Source organism: Glutamicibacter uratoxydans (assembly GCF_050753455.1).
GTDB classification, from domain to species: Bacteria; Actinomycetota; Actinomycetes; order Actinomycetales; family Micrococcaceae; genus Glutamicibacter; species Glutamicibacter uratoxydans_A.
Window position 1 is genome coordinate 2916163 of record NZ_CP192736.1, and the last position, 17757, is coordinate 2933919.

Here is a 17757-nt window from a genome sequence, read left to right on the forward strand (position 1 = left end):
ATGCGCCGGTGACATTATTTTCAATACTGGTATTTTCAGACACGGATACCTCGCGGTGTTGTCAGTCGGCCAAGGCCGATCAAGAGCAAGTCAAGAATGAGGGCTAGGATCACAATTCCCACGACGCCAACAATGACGGATTCAAGAGAATTGGCTCCACCCAACCGGGACAGTCCGGAAAAAATCATGCCGCCCAAACCTGGTCCGAGCGAGTAGGCCGCGATGGCAGCCACACCCATGACCATCTGGGCGGCAATGCGAATGCCGGTGAGGATGACCGGCCAAGCCATCGGTATTTCCACTTTGAACAAGGTGAGCAGCCGGCCCATGCCGATCCCCCGGGCCGATTCGACCAGAGTCGGTTCAATGTTGTGCAGTCCCACGATCGCATTGCGCAAAATCGGCAATGCGGCAAAGAATGTCACCACGATCACGGCCGGAGTCACGCCAAAACCTACGGGAACAATCAACAGACCGATCAGGGCAAAGGACGGGATTGTCAGACCTATCGCACTTACGCCATTGGCCAGACCATAGAGGGTTTTACTGCGATAAACCAGCACCGCGAGGAATACCGCGATGATTGTTGCCAGAATCAGACACTGGACAACCAATGAAAAGTGTTGCCAAGAGGCAAATAATATTTGGCGATATCGTTCGCCAACGAATTCTCCCACATCAAGACCTACTTCACTTTAGTTACGAGTCACAAGTTAGTAGGGGTTCAAAACCCTACTTACAACCCCGTAGCTTATCGAGGTTCACCGCACCATTCCAGTCTAGAGAGCGATATTTAGGGTTTGACTTGGGATTAATTAATCTAATTCGGCGAAAACGGCCGCAAGACATCAACTAGCGTGCGACCGGTCACTTGTAGTGTGATGGAGCTATGAAATTTGCAACGCTACGCACGCCGAATAACTCCACTATAACCACTGCGGCGGTGATCACTGAGGCTGGTGCCTACCTTTTAGATCAGCTCAGTGATGTCCAGCAACTACTACTGCTGGACGAAGCCACACGCCACGAACGGATCACCCAGGCCCAAACCGGTAGCCCACTGGCGTTAGACACCTTGGATTACGCCACACTGATCCCAGCCCCGGCCAAGGTACTGTGCATCGGGTTGAACTACCGCAATCACATTGCCGAGGTGAATGCGGAGGAACCAAAGTTCCCCACCATCTTCGCCAAGTTTGCCTCCTCACTCACCGGAGCCAACGACAGCGTGGAAATTCCTGCCGAAGATCACCGGATCGACTACGAAGGTGAGCTTGCCGTGATCATCGGTACCGCCGGGCGACGGATTGACGAGGCTGATGCCGCGAAGCACATCGCTGGCTACGCGGTCTCCAACGACATCTCCATGCGTGGTTACCAGGGCCGCACCCCCGAATGGCTACAGGGTAAAGCTTGGGATGCTTCCACCCCGGTAGGCCCCTGGCTGACCACCAGCGACGAATTCACCGAAGGCGCGCGCATCACCACCCGCGTCAACGGTGAGGTGGTTCAGGACGATTCGACCAATGACTTGGTTTTCCCAGTGACTAAACTCGTCTCCTACATCTCTGCCATGACCGAGCTGCAACCCGGTGACATCATCCTGACCGGAACCCCGGCGGGTGTGGCACTCTCCCGCAAGGATGCTCAGGGCCGGCGCCCCTGGCTACGTGAGGGTGATGTGCTAGAAACCAGCATCGAAGGACTGGGCACAAGTCGGGTGACTTTCCACCAGCAGTAAAGCAAGCTCAGCGGCGGTGCCGCACCGACGTCGTAGTCGCTGGTAGGCCCCCCTGCCCGAAATGTCCTTCTCAGAAGTAGGTACATACCCTAGGGAAACCTCAAACCTTCCGGTGGAAAATACATAAATATTAACTGGCATGGACTAATGTGTGATGCGTGACATAAACATTGTCACGCATCATCATTTTCTGCACACTCGGAGGATCTCATCACATGAATTCCCTTTCGACGTTCTTTGGGGACATATCGTCCGTCATCTGGGGGCCGTTCGTTCTGATCCCGTTGCTCTTGGGCACCGGAATGTATCTGACCATTCGTTTGGGTCTGATCCAGCTTGTCAAGCTTGGCCCGTCGCTGAAGCTCGGCCTGATCAAACGAAAGGACGCCGATAGTGAAGGCGACGTCTCACAGTTTCAGGCACTGACCACCGCGCTAGCCGCCACCGTGGGCGTGGGTAACATCGTCGGTGTCGCAACCGCGATCGGCATTGGTGGTCCCGGCGCTCTCTTCTGGATGTGGGTCACCGGTATCTTCGGTATGGCTTCAAAGTACACCGAGGCCTACTTGGGTGTGCGGTTCCGTGGCACCGATGCCGCCGGCGAAAAATCCGGCGGTCCACAGTATTACCTAGAGCGTGGCATTAAGGGTCCAATAGGTAAGTTCCTGGCCCTGTTCTTCTCCATCGCCGCGGTTCTGGCCTGCTTCGGAATTGGCAACATGACCCAGGCCAACGCGATCTCGGCGAATATGGAAAACTCCTTCAGCGTGCCGGTGTGGCTCACCGGTGGCGTGTTAGTTGTGCTCTCGCTGGCTGTGCTGGTCGGTGGCATCAAGTCCATCGGTAAGGTCACCGCAGCTTTCGTTCCTGTGATGATCGCTTTCTACGTGCTGGCCGCGCTGTACATCCTGCTGGTGAACGTGGTGGACATCCCTGCCGCCTTTGCACTGATCTTCACCGATGCGTTCACCGGTACCGCTGCCGTCGGTGGTTTCGCCGGCTCGGTTCTGATTATCGCCATCCAGTACGGTGTGGCTCGCGGTATCTTCTCTAACGAGTCCGGCATGGGTTCGGCTGCTATCGCCGCGGCCGCTGCCCAGACCTCCCACCCGGTCCGTCAGGGCCTGGTCTCGATGACCCAGACCTTTATCGACACCATCATCGTGGTCACCTGCACCGGTTTGGTCATTATCACCACCGGAACGTGGAACTTGATTGGCGATGACGGCGAACAGATTTCCGCCGCGTTGATGACCGGTGAGGCCTTCACGAACGGCCTGCCGGGCGAGTGGGGACACTGGATGGTGACCATCGCACTGGTGATGTTCGCTTACTCCACCATTCTGGGTTGGTGCTACTACGGTGAACGCAACGTGGAACGTCTCTTCGGCCGCAAGCTGGTGATGCCATTCCGCATTGTGTTCTCGCTGGTCATCTACGTGGGCGCCACCACTGAGCTGGAAGCCGTGTGGAACTTCTCGGATATGATGAACGGCCTGATGGCACTGCCGAACCTGATCGGGCTGATCATCCTAGCTGGCATGGTGGCTAAGGAAACCAAGTGGTACCTCAAGCATGATCCGAAGCTGGAAGCCTCCAAGGCTCAGATTGAGGACTTCATGAAGGACCGCCCGGGCTGGGCGGAGTGGAAGGCCGGAGACGTTATCGGTTCCACCCACAAGAAGTAAAGCCAAAGACTGCTGGCCGACTCCTACAGGAGCCGGCCAGCAGTCTTTAACACTTCATCCCAAAGAGGGTCTTAGGCGTTCCACAACCCATAGGAGTCGGCCAAGTCCGCGATCTTCTGAGCACGGGCCAGGCGTGGCAGGTAGGATCCGTCGCCCACGCTCGCTCCGGCGGCGTGTGCTTCCAGGAGTTCCATCGCCCAGGACATCTCGTCGCTGCTCGGTGCCAGTGCCGCGTTGATGCCATCCACATGATCACTACTCAGCGAGAGCTTTCCGGTCATCCCCATCGATGCAGTCACCTTGGTCTCGTTGGTCACGATCTCGGCAGTGGAGCCGGCCGGCGGCGGACCATCAATGGCACCGGGTAGCTTTCCTACACGCGAGGCCACCACGAGTTTGCCTCGGGCATAGGCCAAGGCCAGCGGGTCATCGGACACACCGGTGTCCTTCCGGAAATCATTCACTCCGAAAGCCAGACGGAAGGTGCCCGGCGCTGAAGCAATCGCGGTAGCGTTCTCAATGCCCAAGGCCGACTCGATCAATGCCAAAACTGGAGTACCGGCGCGCAAACGCATGGCGCTGAGGGTAACCTGTTCGGGTTTCTCGGTCATCGCCAACATAATGCCCCGCAAGCCCGGGGCCTCGGATAGTGCAGCAAGGTCATCGGCCCAGTATTCGGTGTCGATGCCGTTTACGCGCACCCACGCGGTCATACCGGTGGACAGTGCGTTGACCACCGCGTCACGGGCTTGGCTCTTTTGATCATCAGGAACGGCCGCTTCCATATCGAAAATCACCGAGTCAGCTTCCGAAGCCAACGAAGGGGCGAAAAGTTCCGGATTTGCCGCGTTGACCAACAACCACGAACGGGACAATTTTGCGGGAAGCGCGGCGGCGCGACGATTACGAAAAGCCATACTCCTACCCTACTCACTTCGAGGGATTGACTGCTAGCTGCACTCAGTGCGCGTCGCCTATTGACCCTAGATTCACACGCGGCTCATCCCTGAAACCCAAGACTGAAACGGCCGCCTAGCCTCGGCTGGTCGCTGGGACCGGTGTCAGCAGTCGTTCAACGAAACGCGCCGGAGCGACCGCGTTCACCACATACTCCCCGACCGCTTGTTTGCGATATTCTGCCGGGTTGTGTGAGGAAATCGTGCGCGCATTGCGCCAGTGCCGATCTAAGGCATGGGCGCTGGATACCGCGGAGGCGCCACCGACTTCAAAGAGTTGACTGGTGAGTCGGAGTACCGATTCGATGATGTGCGGTTGGATCGCGAAAACATGCCCATCGGCGGCAGCCACCAGGGACGCTGTAGGTCTCCCGGATTCGATCGCTCGACTGGCTGTGTCCAGAGCCTCCGCGGCGGCCAGAACGGTGGAGCGCACGGCCAGGACACTTCCCTGACCTTCCCCGATGATCTGCAAGGCGACCGGGTCACCGGTGGCCGGAACCTGCGGGTTGAATAAATTCCGGGTACGCTGCCGCACGAAATCTACGGTGTCACTCAGCGCGGCCACTGCGATCCCGGCGAGCGCGGCTAAATGCACCAGCTGATAGGTCGCGTGCAGAATCGAACCGTTGGGTGCCGCCGCCTCACGGTGGGTGATTTGGGCGAAGTCGACCGGAACGTCAGTGAAGGTTGTGGTTCCCGAACCGGTGAGTCGCTGCCCAAAGCCATCCCAGTCATCACTAATCACTACTCCTGGATCGGAGCTTGGCACCTGCACGGTGACTAGCTTGTCCCCGAGGTCATCGCTCAGTACCGCACTGACGTGAATCCAGTCGGCGAAAATCGAGCCGGTGGTGTAGTACTTGGTTCCGGTCAGCGAATACCCCTCGGTGGTTTTCTGAATGCGGGTAGCTTGCTCCGCAAAGGTGCCGGTGCGTTCGCTTTCCGCGTTCCCGACCAGCGCTCCGGCGGCCAGCCGCGCAAACCACTGCTCACGAAACAGCGGGTCGGGGTGAGTGCGCACGAACTCCACAAAACCGATATGCCCGCGGAGGGCTTGAACAATGTTGGAATCCGCGGCACCGAGCTCGATCAGCAGGTCAAAGAACTCACGCAGTTCTAGCCCGAAACCGCCATGGCTCACCGGTACCCGGAGTCGGCCAAAACCCGCTTCGCTTAACCAGTTGATTTCCTCTCTCGGAAGCTGGCGCAATGTTTCACGTTCGATGGCCCCGGCCCGGATTCGTTCGAAGATCGGGCTAAAGATGGCGCGTGGTTGCTCACTCATTAGCGAATTCCTTCGTTCGGTTAGCTGCCAACCCGGCTTCGAGGTTTGGCAGTGCGGATAGTAGTTGGCGGGTATAGGGATGTGCCGGGTTGGTGAAGATCTGCTCGGCCTCGCCCTGTTCGAGAGCTACACCGTCCTTCATTACCAACACCTGATCGCTCATGTGGCGGATCACGCCCAGATCGTGGGAGATAAATAGATAGCTCAGACCTAGCCGCTGCTGAAGTTCGCTGAGCAGGTCCAGTACTTGGGCCTGGACCGAGACATCCAACGCCGACACCGCTTCGTCGAGTACCACGACTCGCGGTTCGGGTGCCAAGGCTCGGGCTATGGCTAGTCGTTGCCGTTGACCTCCGGAGAGCTGTAAGGGATGTTTTTCAAGGTGCTCGCTGGACAATCCGACCTGGCTTGCCAGTTCCACAGCACGATTCTGTCGTGTCTCGGCGTGAGGATAACGGTTCCGGTCGAGGGCATCTGTAAGAATCCGCACCCCGTTCCAGCGTGGGTCAAAGGAACTCAGTGGATCTTGGTACACCACGGTGACCTCGCGGCGGCGTGGCCGGCGGGCAGCGGTGCTCAGCTGGGACCAAGGCTGCCCGTTGAGCAGGACCGTGCCAGAGTCCGCGGTGAGCGTGGCTAAAGCTAAAGCTGCGGTGGTGCTTTTTCCGGAACCGGATTCGCCCACGATCCCCAGAGTTTGTCCGGGGTATAGGTTAAAAGACACGTCCTTGACCACCGTAGTGGGTTTTCCTTCCGGGCCGGGATAGCTCTTCGACAGGCCATGAGCCTCTAACACCGGTAAGTACCAGGACTTCGGTTCCTGAACCGGTTCCAGCTGGTTGGACAGCTGCTGGCCGTGCACGGTAAGCGCCTGCCCCTTGGTATGGGCCGACGGGATCGCTTGGAGCAGTGCCTTGGTGTATTCGTGGCGCGGGTTTTTCAAGATCTCGTGCACCGCACCGGATTCCACGATTTCACCTCCGCGCATGACTGCCACCTCATCGGCTAGTTGGGCAACCACGGACAGGTCGTGGCTGATCAGGATAATCCCGGTGCCCTGGTCCTTCATCTCCGCCAGTAGTTCCAACACTTGGGCCTGCACGGTGACGTCAAGGGCCGTGGTGGGCTCATCGGCGATGACTAGTTGTGGCTGCAACGCAATGGCGGAGGCGATCAGGGCGCGTTGCCGTAATCCGCCGGAGAGTTGGTCCGGGCGCTGCTGCGCCCGGACCCGAGGCTCCGGGACGCCCACCGCTGCTAAGAGCTCGATCACTCGTTCGCGGCGGGTGGCCGGGTTCCCCCACCGGTGCAGGGCAAGGCTCTCTTCGATTTCCTTACCCACTGGCCGCAGCGGATCCAAGGAGACCAGTGCGTCTTGCAGGATGAAACCAATCTTTTGCCCGCGGGTCTCTCGCCATGTCCGCTCATTGAACTCTGCGGCAGATTCTTCGAAGAGCTCAAATTTCGCCGTGTTCACTTGGGCGTTCGTTCCACTCAGGCCGACGAGAGTGCGCGCAGTGACCGACTTCCCGGAACCGGATTCCCCCACGATGGCTAGGCAACGCCCTGCCTGCAGGTGCAGGTTCACGTCTCGTACAACATGTCGTGTCACATCATTTTTCCGGCCGGATCCGAAACTGACGTTCAGGCCGCGTACTTCTAAGAGGGTCGGTGTCTGGGGTATCGCGGTGGTGCTTCTGCGTTCTTCCAATACTTCGGTCATGCTTTGGCTCCTTCCAAGGTGGTTTGTAGGTAGCGACCCACCGCTGTAGCGGAGAGCGCGAGGGCGACGATGGCCACGCCGGGCATGACTTCAAGCCACCAAGCTTTGGTGATGAACATCCGTCCCGCATCAAGTAAGGCGCCCCATTCCGCAGATGGTGGGGCCACCCCAAGTCCGAGGAAGGCCAGCCCCGAGGCCCAGACGATGGATTGCCCCACCCCAAGGGTCACCACGGCAAGCAACGGGCGCATGGCGTTAGGCATGACGTGTTGCCGTAGCACGGTGAGTTGACTATGTCCCAGTGCGTGGGCGGCCTGGACATACCCGGAGTGACGGACCGCGAGCACTTGCCCGCGAATCATACGCGCATATCCCGGCGCCGTACCCAAACCCACGGCAACAATCTGTGTGGTGACGCTGGGTCCGTAAATGGTTACGAACAGCATGGCTAGAAGCAACACCGGGAAGGCGAAGAGCACTTCTAGGCCGCGGTTGATCAGCCCATCGGTGACTCGTCCCCCCAGTCCGGCAGCCACTCCGAGAATCAGGGCGATTCCCATCGCGAGTCCGGTGGCCCCTAAGCCGATCAGCAACGATTGCCGGGTTCCGTACACCACCCGGGTGTACAGGTCGCGGCCCGACTGGTCGGTCCCGAACCAGTGTTCTGCGCTCGGCGGGAGCAGTACCGCGTGCAGGTCAGTGGCATAGGGATCCTTCGCAGTGAGCAGCCCCGGTGCCACCGCGGCAAGGACGAAGAAGGCAAGCACAAGTAACCCCAAGGTAGCCGGTATGGGAAGGCGTAGCGCTACCCATCTGCGGCCCTGAGATCGCTTCAACCTCGGGCGTGCGTGGTGATCTAACAGACTCATGAGTTCTTCAACCTCGGATCAATCAGGGTGTAGGCGATATCGACTAACAAGTTGGCCAGCACATAGATCACCGCGACTAGGATGACCACCCCGCAGACCACCGGCAGGTCCCGGGCGTTGACCGCGGTGACCAGCACCTTGCCCAGCCCCGGGCGAGAAAAAATACTTTCGGCAATCACGGCGCCGGAAAAGAGCGACCCCATGGCCCAACCACTGAGCGTGATCCCCGGGAGCACTGAATGGCGTAGCACATGCCGTACTCGCACTCCGGTATCCCGCATGCCGCGCATCCGGGCGGTGAGCGCGAATGGCTGGTCTAACCCGGATTCAAATTCAGGTCGGATAACTTGGCTCATGAATCCCGCCAAGGGTATCCCTAAGGTCAAAGCCGGAAGCACTAACCCGCTCAGACCGGTACCACCAATCACCGGGAACCAACCCAGACCCAGAGCGAATACCACCAGCAGGATAACGCCCAACCAATACTGCGGAAGCCCGGCAGCAAAAGCCTCTAACCCGGAAGCCAGTGAGCTGATCAGCCGGTGCCGTTTGGCGGTTCCCACTACTGCCACCACGCAGATCACCCAGGCCACCAGTAAAGATGCGAAGGTGAGGATGACGGTAGGTGCGATTTGATCACCAAGTACCTCGGTGACCGGCTTATGTAGCTGGTAGGACTGCCCGAGATTTCCTGTCAGCAGTCCACCGAGGAAATCCAAATATTGAACAATCAGCGGATTATCGAAACCGTACTTTTCATTGATCGGCGCCAATTCGGCTGCCGTGCGTTCTTGTACTTGCCCGGTGAGCTGGTTCAATAAAAGGGTTGCTCGGTCCCCCGGGAGCAAGGCCTGAATCAAGAAGGTTAAGGTGGCTGCCGCCCAGATCACCCCAAGCGTGCCTGCTATCCGACGCAGCATCCACCCCAACGGGCGCACCCTGCGTGCCCAAGGTACCGGTGCCGCGGCGGCGTCGAGTGGTGTTTCCAATAATTCTTGTGTGCTCATCGTGGGCCTATTCGGTGAAGTACGCATCGTGGAATACCGGCTCACCCTGGGAGGCTTCGAGCCAAATATCCTTGAGATTCGGAATGCTGGCGATCGTGGAGGTCTGCGAGTATAAGCCCACGGCCACGGCCTCATCGCTCAGTAGCTGTTGTGCCTTCTGGTAGTGTTCATTCGCCTCGTCAGCGTTCTTTGCCGAATTGCCCCGAAGAATGATCTCTTCAATTTCGGCGTTATTGTAGAAGGCCGTGTTGGCCGGGTTCGGGTGTTCCTCGGTGTTTTGCCGGAAGTTGATGTGCAGGATCCCGGCATGCGGGCTGGTCCAGTAGCCCAGTTGGGCATCATAGCTTTGCGGGGTGGAGTATTCCCCCGAGAACAGCTCCGCCTGCGTCACCGGAACTAGGGTGATTTTGAATCCGCTTTGCTTGACTTGGTCCTGCAGGTTCTGCAGTGCCGTGGCACCTTCTTGGGTCACGATCGAGTTCAATCCGAAAACGATTCTGACTTCTAGCTCTTTCCCATCCTTGGTGCGCGTGCCATCACTGCTTCGTCCGGTCCATCCCGCCTGATCTAGCAACCGATTGGCTTGCTCTAGATCCAAAGGGTAATCCTGGGCCACCTCAGCGTTGTAGCCGGGAGTGCTTGCGCTCACCGTCCCGTTGCCTTCAAACGGTACGACCCCGAGGAATGCGGAGTCCACCACGGCCTGCCGATCTGCCGAGTAGGCGAAAGCCCGACGCACCAGCACATCGGTGAACGGCCCGTTGCTGGTGTTTAGAGATAAGGTGACCGGGCGTCCCGGAGTCAGATACTGTTGTACCTCGTATTGGCTCTTCGCGGCCTCAAAATCGACGGTGGGTACCTCACCAATGGCATCGGATTCTCCGCTGACCAATGACCCAAACCGTGAAGTGTTGTCTTGGATGAAAGACCAGATCACCGATTCCACATAGGCCGGTCCTTGATGTTTCGCATTGGCGGGCGCCGAAGCGTACTGCTCGTTGCGTTGGAAGGTAATGGATTGACCGCGCTTCCACTCGGCTACCGTAAAGGGCCCCGAGCCGATAGGTGCCTCGCAATTCTCCTGTTCGCTTCGGTTGGCCAGGGCTTGGGCCGACTGGATCCCAAAATATCCTTGGCTGAGTGCTGAGAGAAGCGGAGTGTAGGGTGCGCTGAGTTTGATCTCTAAGGTTGTAGCGTCCACGGCACGGCTAGATTCGTAGTAATCCCCAATATGGGCGGTGACCGTTCCGTTTCCTCCGGCCATCCAGTATTCAAAATTATCGCTGACCGCTTGTGCGTCGAGGTTGCTCCCATCGGTGAATTTCAGCTCAGGCTTGAGCGTGAACGTCCAGGTCAGTTGATCCTCGCTCACCTCCCAGTCCTCAGCCAACCAAGGCACAATTGAGCCGTCCGCAGTTTGTGAAACCAATGAGTCAAGCACCTGACGGGACAAGTACGCCTGCTGCACCCACCCGCCATAGACGCAGGGCGGCTCCTGCAGGTGGGCGTAGCGAATAGTTCCACCCTCCACTCGTTCGGCGCTGTCGGAACTGTTCGCCCCGGTGGCAGAACCGCCGCAGCCAGCCAAGAAGATGGCTGCCAGACCGGTGAGGGTCAGTGCTTTGAGGGCCGAGGTTCGTCGGGTTGGCCGGTACGCCGGCTGGCGGTTTGTCACGTCTGGACTCCTAGTAACGATGGGGTGGCTGGTGCGAGTTTTCTTCGGGATTTCCCCGGCGCACCACGGTGTGTCATCAGTTCTAGTTCGTTCAGTAGCGATCACACCAACGCTGCCGACGCGCAACGTTGTGTGACTTCTTTTCGCGTCTTATGTAGCAATGTTTCGTCGTTTTTCCGCGTCGTAGATACGTCATATTTCGCAGATCACGTCATCTGTAGTCGCACCGGGACATGACACTTCGCAATGCTCGCAGCTGCTGGGCGGCCTTGGCATCATCGATGCAACGTGGTGCTTAGCCGGGCAGCGAACAGGCCCCAGCCCACGGCAAAGCTCTCTTTCAACCACCAGCGGGGACCAACACTATGGGCAAGCAATTACACTTCAACGCCTTCGTCATGAACACCACCAGCCACATCCACCACGGTCAGTGGCGGCGTCCAGATGCGGGCCAAACCGAGTTCAACGATGTGAACACTTGGATCAATCTGGCCAAAATTCTGGAGGAGGCAAAGTTCGATGCGATGTTCTTTGCCGATGTCTCCGGCCTTTATGGGGATCCGGAAGCAGATTATGAGGTTTATGCCCACGAGGGGCTGCAGATCCCTTCCAACGATCCAACGGTGCTACTTGCTGCGCTCGCCGTGCACACCAAGCACATCGGGCTGGCCACCACCTCGAACGTAGTGCAGAACCACCCGTATAATTTCGCCCGACACATCTCCACGCTGGATCATATTTCCGGCGGACGTATCGCTTGGAATATTGTCACCGGCATCAATGAGAACGCTTCACGAAATTACGGTCTGCCGGCCTTGACCGACCACACCGAGCGTTACGCTTGGGCCGATGAATATGTAGACGTCACCTATAAACTCTGGGAGGGCTCCTGGGACGAAGGTGCAGTGCTCAAAGACAAGGCGGCCGGTCAGTATTCCGATCCGTCGAAAATACACAAGATCTACCACGAATCCGCACGGTACCGGGTCGAAGGCCCGCATCTGCCATCACCTTCACCACAGCGCACTCCGGTGCTCTTCCAAGCAGGTTCTTCTACTTCCGGCCGTGATTTCGCGGCGCGAAATGCCGAGGCAACCTTCATCGTCGCCCCTTCCGCTGCCGTGGCTCGGGAACTGATTGCCGATACGCGGCGTCGAGCCGTGGAGCAGGGGCGCAAGGCCGAGGATCTCAAGTTTTTCCAAGGGTTGTCCTTCGTTATCGGGGACACCGAGGAAGAAGCCCAAGAAAAGGCCAAGTACTACGATCAGTTCGTTAGCGTTGATGGCTATCTCGCGCATATGGCCATCTTGGACAGATCCGGGCGGGTCTACCCTCCGGAGACCAAGATCAAAGACATCGATACCAACACCTCCAAGGGCTTCTTAGAATGGATTTCGCACCATATCACCGACCGTGAACCGGTGCTTGCTGACCTAGCTCGCCTGCAGGCCGAGAATACTCGTTTGGTGGGAACTCCGGAACAGATCGCCGACCAGCTAGAGATCTGGCAAGCGGCGGGAGTGGATGGAATCAACGTGATCAACTGGGTGATTCCCGGCTCTTTCCAAGAGTTCGCGGATAAGGTTTTGCCGGTGCTGCGCGAGCGCGGTCTGGCACAGCGTGAGTACACACCAGGTAGCTTGCGGCACAAGCTCTTCGGCGAAGGAGACCGGCTCAATGAGCGGCACCCCGCAGCACGATACCGTGGGGCTTTTAGCAACGGCCCCAGTAGCTGGGAGGAAGCGGCCGCGCTATTAAAACCGGTCATTGCCGGTGCGGGGGGCTAAGGATTTTTTCCATCTACCTACAGGGGTGCGTGATTCACGGTCGGGGATGACGCACCGCTTATAGGTACTCGCGGAACACGGGCTTCAGACGATTGACATGCAGTGCCGTGGTGAAGACGTTATCCGTCGCTGGCATGCTCTCACCGTCAGCAACTATGACCTCCGAAGTTGCGCACCTTGGACATTAGCTGGGAAAAGCAGCATTGAACCCGGCTAAGCGGTCCAGTCAAGCCGACTAGTATCCAAAGGTTTTTTGCAGATAAGCCAATCCGGTTCAAACCCATCAAGCACGTCATGAATCAAGGCTGCCATCGGAACTTCGATGGACACTTTAGCAAAGACCAATTCGTTGAAAAGAGCTGTGCTGTGTTTACCCGCAGCAAATGACTGATTGTTCACCATAACTTGCTGTGCCAGATGCTTCAGGAGGGCAAAAACGTCCTGTTCCCGATCTGCAGCGCTAATAATTTCTGGGTGCCCGACCGAGCTCAGTCCCACAGTGAGTCCCACGACACCTCGACCTGTCTGCGGACGACAAGCCAGAAGCGCATAGCCGCAGTAATCAATTTCTCCGAGTACTTGAATTCGGAAAGACATATCCTCGGGCATGCCACGGTACAGGCCGCACTGAATTTCTACCAGATCTTCCATGGTGGATTTCCTCCGTCGCTCAGGAATTTTCCACTCTGCCCACCCAGTGATCTTTCGGGCTCGGGCGTTCAACCATTTGTGGATAACGGAAGCCGCATAGCTTTGTTCGATATCAAACTGCTCTGACGGCTACCCAGCCTTCAGTACTATCTTGTAACTTCGTAGACGGACGAAAACGCACTGCCCGGCAACCTTGACGGTGCCGGGCAGTGCGTTTGCAGAACCACTTCTGTTCGGTGGGAAGGTTACTCCGCGTTCTTTGCCACGGCGCCGACAGCTTCCGCAACGGCAGGCATCACACGCTCGTCCAAGGCTGACGGAATGATGTAGTCGGCAGCCAAGTCGTCGCCGACTAGGTCAGCGATTGCATGGGCGGCAACGACCTTCATTTCCTCGGTGATCTTCTTTGCGCCGGAATCCAGTGCACCGCGGAAGATCCCAGGGAAAGCCAACACGTTGTTGATCTGATTCGGGAAGTCACTGCGGCCGGTGGCGACTACCGCGGCGTACTTCTTGGCATCCTCCGGCATGATTTCCGGATTCGGATTGGACAGCGCGAAGATGATGGCGTCCTTGTTCATCTTGGCCACGGCGGCCTCATCGAACTTCGAGGAAGATAGACCCACCACGACGTCGGCCCCGTCTAAGGCTTCAGCCAGCCCACCCATGACATCTTCACGGTTGGTGATGGCAGCAAGTTCAGCCTTGGTAGCGTTGAGGTCATCGCGCTCGCGGTGGATGGTTCCGCGCGAATCCAGCACGATGACGTCCGAGACGCCCGCCTGCAGCAGCAATTTGGTCACGGCGACACCGGCCGATCCGGCACCGGAAATCACGACCTTCAATGAGGACAGATCACGCTTGGTGTAGCGGGCCGCACCAATCAGGGCTGCCAAGACCACCACGGCGGTACCGTGCTGATCATCGTGCATGACTGGAATATCGAGGGCCTCGATCAGCCGACGCTCAATTTCAAAGCAACGTGGAGCCGAGATATCTTCCAGGTTCACCGCACCAAAGCTTGGACGAAGGCGGATGACAGTTTCCACGATCTCATCAACATCAGTGGTGTCAAGGACCAGAGGAATGGAATCTAGACCAGCGAATTCTTTGAATAGCGCGGACTTACCTTCCATCACTGGTAGCGAGGCGGCCGCCCCGATATCGCCCAAACCGAGCACCGCAGTGCCATCGGAGACGACCGCCACTAGGCGGGAGGACCAAGTATGCGTCTGATGTTTGGCTGGGTCATCGGCGATCGCCTGAGAAACCTTGGCTACACCCGGGGTGTAAGCAATGGATAGGTCGCGCTTGGTGCGCAGTGGCATTTGCGAGATGACGCTGAGTTTGCCGCCAAGATGAGCGTCGAAAACTTCTGCATCGGTGATGGTGGACAGGTCTTGGGATGAGTCAACAGGCATTAAACTACTACTTCCTTCAGAAAGTGCTGAATACGGCATAACGCATTGCCTACGAAACTTGTGGCATAGCGAGGGAACGCGTAAAACCAAACATCCGGCCACGTTTATGCAAAGCGAGCCGTCTTCGGCTCAAACTTCACTTCACAAACGCACAAGAACAACAACGCCGTTGCCAGGTAAGGCAATCTGTCACGTCACTGCGTGCCGCAATGATGGTTGGTCAGTACTTTCTTTAGACCTTGGTTTCCACCATACGGGAATAATTACTTGACGCGCAATCTTTTCTGTAATAGTCACTCAACAGTTCATTGGAAATTTACCGCGACCGTTGTCCGCGACCGACATTCCCTCGGTTCTCGGGCAAGATGGTGTTATGGCTTCACCAACTGCGGCATTGAGCAAGGTGCGCACCTTTGATGCGCTTGATCAGAATACGACCCAGCGCCTGGCCCGGTCCTTAGCTGAGTCGGATGACACCACGGTTTTTGTCAACGGCACCGCGATGCAATTGCCCGCCGAAGCGCAGCACGCCGTGCTGGAGGTACTACACCGATTAGCCAAGGGCGAGGCGGTGAGTATCGGCACCCCGGAGATGCTGCTCAATACTTCACAGGCCGCCCAAATGGCCGGCATCTCCAATAGTTACCTGCGCAAGCTCACCGATTCAGGAATCATCCCGGTGGAATACCGCGGAACTCACCGGCGGATCCGCCCTGCGGCAATCGAAGCTTGGCTAGCCGAACGTAACGAGTCCCAGCCCGAGGCATCCTCGACAGCAGAGAAAAAGTAATCCATACTCTTCACAACAGACTTTTCCAATAGGACACTTAAGTAGTTCAACAGACAACTTTTGTGAATGGATTCTTTCCCCAGCTTGAGCCTCACCCACGGGCTCTGAGAGACGAGGAGCAGTATGGCAGTCCCACCTTCGGCACAATCCCTCATCGCCGAGCACGAAGCGCTCTACTCGCAGCGCGCAGCAGGAATCAAACAGTCTGCTGTCCGGGATGTGTTTGAGCTTTCCCTGGATGCCTCGCTCGTCTCCTTGGCCGGAGGAAATCCCTACCTGCAGTCCTTGCCCTTAAAAAAACTGGGCGATATCGCCCAGCGGATCATTACCGAGCAGGGGCCGGTAGCTTTGCAGTACGGTTCGGGTTTGGGCACCGAAGAGTTGCGCCTGCAGATCTTAGAAGTCATGGCGGCCGAGGGCATTGACAATGTTTCGGTAGATGATGTGGTCATCACCAACGGTTCGCAGTCAGCCCAGGATATGGCGTGCAAGGTGTTCTGCGATCCCGGGGACACCGTGCTGTGTGAGGATCCCACCTATGTGGGGGCGTTAAACACCTTTGAGGCTTATCAGGTGAAGGCCGCCGCTGTACTCACCGATGCCCAGGGCATCGTTCCCGAGGCATTGGCCGAGCGGATCCAGAGCCTGCGTGCGGCAGGCGAACGCGTCAAATTCCTGTACACCATCCCTAACTTCAATAACCCCTCCGGAATCACTTTGGCCGCGCACCGACGCCAGCAGGTGGTTGAAATTTGCCGCGCCGCCGGGGTTTTGATCCTCGAAGATAACCCCTATGGCATGCTGCGCTATGACGGGGAACCAGCCCCCACGCTACGCAGCTTGGATCCCGAGAATGTGATCTACATGGGCTCCTTCTCCAAGATCCTCTCCCCCGGGCTACGGATTGGCTGGGCCGCGGTCCCCAGTCACCTCTTCCGCCGTTTCTATCTGGCGGGCGAAGCCGTGGCACTGTGCCCACCCACCCTGAACCAGATGATTATCAGCGCTTACCTACGCGAACATGACTGGAAGGGACAGATTGAAAGTTACTGCCAGCTCTATGCCAGCCGGCGCGATGCCATGTTCGCGGCACTGGAGAAGTATCTGCCCGCCGGGATCAGTTACACCCGCCCAGAGGGCGGTTTCTTCATCTGGCTGACCTTGCCCGAGGGCATCGACACCTACCAGCTGCTTCAAGAAGGAGTGCAGGCCGGGGTAATTTTCATTCCCGGAGCCGCTTTTAGCCCGGGTAACCCGCTCAGCCACACCTTGCGACTAGCCTTCTGCGCGGTAGATGAGGACACTATTGACGAAGGAGTCAAGCGCCTGTCAAAGCTTCTGGAACGCAAACTTGAGGTGCTCAGCAACTAGCTCAGCGGGTGGCAATCCGACCGCCGAAGTCATCGGCAATGTCCTGAGCAACCTGTTGCATGCGCGGCACCATCAGTTCGGTGATCGAGTCGGTCCCCATCCGCCCGGGCTGTACCGACACATTCAGCGCCCCGAGCAGTTGTTTACCGCGATATACCGGGACAGCCAATCCGCGCAGTCCATCGTCAAGTTCTTGGGCAACCATGGACCAACCTTGAGCTGCCACCGTGGCCAGCTCAGCGCGTAGCGCCTCGATGCTGGTCACTGTTTTGTCCGTGTAGTGGGTCAATTCCACCTGCGCTAAGAACTCGTCCAGTTCGGCCGGTGGCAGCGCGGCCATCAGTACCCGACCCATCGAGGTCACCCAGGCTGGCAGCCGATTGCCGATCGCACTACTGATGGTGTGTAGTTTTGGGGACAGGATTCGCTGTACATACAGGATGTCTTGCCGGTCCAATACACATAGTGAGGTGGTCTCTTCCAGCTCGGTGGCCAGCCGTTGCAGGTGCGGGGTAGCGACCTGCGGCAGGCTTAAACCAGCCAAATAGGACGCTCCGATATCCAGTACGCGCGGGGTCAACCGGAAGGCGTTGCCCACGGTTTCGAGGTAGCCCAAGTCCGCGAGGGTGAACAGGAATCGTCGCGCGGTGGGGCGCGAAGAGTCAATGGCCACCGCCACCTGCGAGACGGTCAACGGTTCTTGGTGACCATTGAATGCCAACAGGACTGCCAGGGTCTTCTCCGCTGATTTCACGAAGTAGTCGGGCTGTTCTGCGGGCATCGGCTTCCT

The 17757-nt window shown here is 57.9% G+C and carries 15 protein-coding genes; 5 read left to right on the forward strand and 10 right to left on the reverse strand.

Translation table 11 applies throughout. From position 1 onward, the window contains the following. Nucleotides 1–35 precede the first annotated feature (35 nt). A complete protein-coding gene (locus ACQQZ8_RS13510) occupies nt 36–677 on the reverse strand; it encodes an ABC transporter permease (RefSeq protein ID WP_431710320.1) in 642 nt (213 codons plus the stop codon). Between the two features lie 212 nt (nt 678–889). On the opposite strand from ACQQZ8_RS13510, the gene ACQQZ8_RS13515 reads away from it, so the two are divergent. Further along, nucleotides 890–1741 carry a fumarylacetoacetate hydrolase family protein gene (locus tag ACQQZ8_RS13515; protein ID WP_431710321.1) on the forward strand — a complete coding sequence of 284 codons (852 nt, stop codon included), beginning with the start codon at nt 890–892 and terminating at the stop codon, nt 1739–1741. A gap of 215 nt (nt 1742–1956) precedes the next feature. Continuing rightward, nucleotides 1957–3429 (forward strand): alanine/glycine:cation symporter family protein, encoded by a 1473-nt coding sequence (locus ACQQZ8_RS13520; protein ID WP_431710322.1) that lies wholly within the window; start codon nt 1957–1959, stop codon nt 3427–3429. A 71-nt stretch (nt 3430–3500) separates the two neighbouring features. Here ACQQZ8_RS13520 and ACQQZ8_RS13525 read toward each other — a convergent pair whose 3' ends face one another. The 6 genes from ACQQZ8_RS13525 to ACQQZ8_RS13550 all read right to left on the reverse strand — a co-directional run bounded on the left by ACQQZ8_RS13525 (nt 3501) and on the right by ACQQZ8_RS13550 (nt 10947). Beyond that, nucleotides 3501–4346: an HpcH/HpaI aldolase/citrate lyase family protein gene (locus tag ACQQZ8_RS13525; protein ID WP_431710323.1), complete on the reverse strand. Its 846-nt coding sequence runs from the start codon at nt 4344–4346 to the stop codon at nt 3501–3503. A 115-nt stretch (nt 4347–4461) separates the two neighbouring features. Continuing rightward, nucleotides 4462–5673: an acyl-CoA dehydrogenase family protein gene (locus ACQQZ8_RS13530; RefSeq protein WP_431710324.1), complete on the reverse strand. Its 1212-nt coding sequence runs from the start codon at nt 5671–5673 to the stop codon at nt 4462–4464. Further along, the gene (locus ACQQZ8_RS13535) at nt 5666–7396 is read right to left on the reverse strand and encodes a dipeptide ABC transporter ATP-binding protein (protein WP_431710325.1); all 1731 of its coding nucleotides are present in this window, start codon (nt 7394–7396) and stop codon (nt 5666–5668) included. Before ACQQZ8_RS13535 ends, ACQQZ8_RS13530 begins: the two co-directional genes overlap by 8 nt. Continuing rightward, on the reverse strand, nt 7393–8265 hold the full coding sequence (locus tag ACQQZ8_RS13540; RefSeq protein WP_431710326.1) for an ABC transporter permease: 873 nt from the start codon (nt 8263–8265) through the stop codon (nt 7393–7395). Before ACQQZ8_RS13540 ends, ACQQZ8_RS13535 begins: the two co-directional genes overlap by 4 nt. Continuing rightward, the gene (locus ACQQZ8_RS13545) at nt 8262–9272 is read right to left on the reverse strand and encodes an ABC transporter permease (RefSeq protein ID WP_431710327.1); all 1011 of its coding nucleotides are present in this window, start codon (nt 9270–9272) and stop codon (nt 8262–8264) included. The genes ACQQZ8_RS13540 and ACQQZ8_RS13545 overlap by 4 nt, the downstream gene beginning before the upstream one ends. A 7-nt stretch (nt 9273–9279) precedes the next feature. Continuing rightward, nucleotides 9280–10947, reverse strand: coding sequence for an ABC transporter substrate-binding protein (locus ACQQZ8_RS13550; protein ID WP_431710328.1), 1668 nt, complete (start codon nt 10945–10947; stop codon nt 9280–9282). Between the two features lie 365 nt (nt 10948–11312). On the opposite strand from ACQQZ8_RS13550, the gene ACQQZ8_RS13555 reads away from it, so the two are divergent. Further along, on the forward strand, nt 11313–12734 hold the full coding sequence (locus ACQQZ8_RS13555; protein WP_431710329.1) for an LLM class flavin-dependent oxidoreductase: 1422 nt from the start codon (nt 11313–11315) through the stop codon (nt 12732–12734). Nucleotides 12735–12947: 213 nt separating this feature from the next. Here the strand turns inward: ACQQZ8_RS13555 and ACQQZ8_RS13560 are convergent, their stop codons facing one another. Together ACQQZ8_RS13560 and ACQQZ8_RS13565 are read right to left on the reverse strand one after the other, a co-directional pair. After that, on the reverse strand, nt 12948–13385 hold the full coding sequence (locus tag ACQQZ8_RS13560) for a hypothetical protein (RefSeq protein ID WP_431710330.1): 438 nt from the start codon (nt 13383–13385) through the stop codon (nt 12948–12950). Nucleotides 13386–13630: 245 nt separating this feature from the next. Further along, nucleotides 13631–14806, reverse strand: coding sequence for an NAD(P)-dependent malic enzyme (locus tag ACQQZ8_RS13565; RefSeq protein WP_431710331.1), 1176 nt, complete (start codon nt 14804–14806; stop codon nt 13631–13633). Between the two features lie 373 nt (nt 14807–15179). Here ACQQZ8_RS13565 and ACQQZ8_RS13570 point away from each other — a divergent pair, with 373 nt between their 5' ends. Beyond that, nucleotides 15180–15596, forward strand: coding sequence for a helix-turn-helix domain-containing protein (locus ACQQZ8_RS13570; protein ID WP_431710332.1), 417 nt, complete (start codon nt 15180–15182; stop codon nt 15594–15596). 123 nt (nt 15597–15719) lie between these two features. After that, nucleotides 15720–16967, forward strand: a complete 1248-nt coding sequence (locus tag ACQQZ8_RS13575; RefSeq protein WP_431710333.1) for a PLP-dependent aminotransferase family protein — start codon at nt 15720–15722, stop codon at nt 16965–16967. A gap of 1 nt (nt 16968) precedes the next feature. Here the strand turns inward: ACQQZ8_RS13575 and ACQQZ8_RS13580 are convergent, their stop codons facing one another. Beyond that, nucleotides 16969–17748 (reverse strand): IclR family transcriptional regulator domain-containing protein, encoded by a 780-nt coding sequence (locus ACQQZ8_RS13580; RefSeq protein WP_431710334.1) that lies wholly within the window; start codon nt 17746–17748, stop codon nt 16969–16971. Nucleotides 17749–17757: the final 9 nt, after the last annotated feature.

Bases quoted from the DNA above. Each gene is read 5' to 3' on its own strand.
- ACQQZ8_RS13515 (WP_431710321.1), top strand. From the start codon at position 890: ATGAAATTTGCAACGCTACGCACGCCGAATAACTCCACTATAACCACT.
- ACQQZ8_RS13520 (WP_431710322.1), top strand. From the start codon at position 1,957: ATGAATTCCCTTTCGACGTTCTTTGGGGACATATCGTCCGTCATCTGG.
- ACQQZ8_RS13525 (WP_431710323.1), bottom strand. From the start codon at position 4,346: ATGGCTTTTCGTAATCGTCGCGCCGCCGCGCTTCCCGCAAAATTGTCC.
- ACQQZ8_RS13530 (WP_431710324.1), bottom strand. From the start codon at position 5,673: ATGAGTGAGCAACCACGCGCCATCTTTAGCCCGATCTTCGAACGAATC.
- ACQQZ8_RS13535 (WP_431710325.1), bottom strand. From the start codon at position 7,396: ATGACCGAAGTATTGGAAGAACGCAGAAGCACCACCGCGATACCCCAG.
- ACQQZ8_RS13540 (WP_431710326.1), bottom strand. From the start codon at position 8,265: ATGAGTCTGTTAGATCACCACGCACGCCCGAGGTTGAAGCGATCTCAG.
- ACQQZ8_RS13545 (WP_431710327.1), bottom strand. From the start codon at position 9,272: ATGAGCACACAAGAATTATTGGAAACACCACTCGACGCCGCCGCGGCA.
- ACQQZ8_RS13555 (WP_431710329.1), top strand. From the start codon at position 11,313: ATGGGCAAGCAATTACACTTCAACGCCTTCGTCATGAACACCACCAGC.
- ACQQZ8_RS13560 (WP_431710330.1), bottom strand. From the start codon at position 13,385: ATGGAAGATCTGGTAGAAATTCAGTGCGGCCTGTACCGTGGCATGCCC.
- ACQQZ8_RS13565 (WP_431710331.1), bottom strand. From the start codon at position 14,806: ATGCCTGTTGACTCATCCCAAGACCTGTCCACCATCACCGATGCAGAA.
- ACQQZ8_RS13570 (WP_431710332.1), top strand. From the start codon at position 15,180: ATGGCTTCACCAACTGCGGCATTGAGCAAGGTGCGCACCTTTGATGCG.
- ACQQZ8_RS13575 (WP_431710333.1), top strand. From the start codon at position 15,720: ATGGCAGTCCCACCTTCGGCACAATCCCTCATCGCCGAGCACGAAGCG.
- ACQQZ8_RS13580 (WP_431710334.1), bottom strand. From the start codon at position 17,748: ATGCCCGCAGAACAGCCCGACTACTTCGTGAAATCAGCGGAGAAGACC.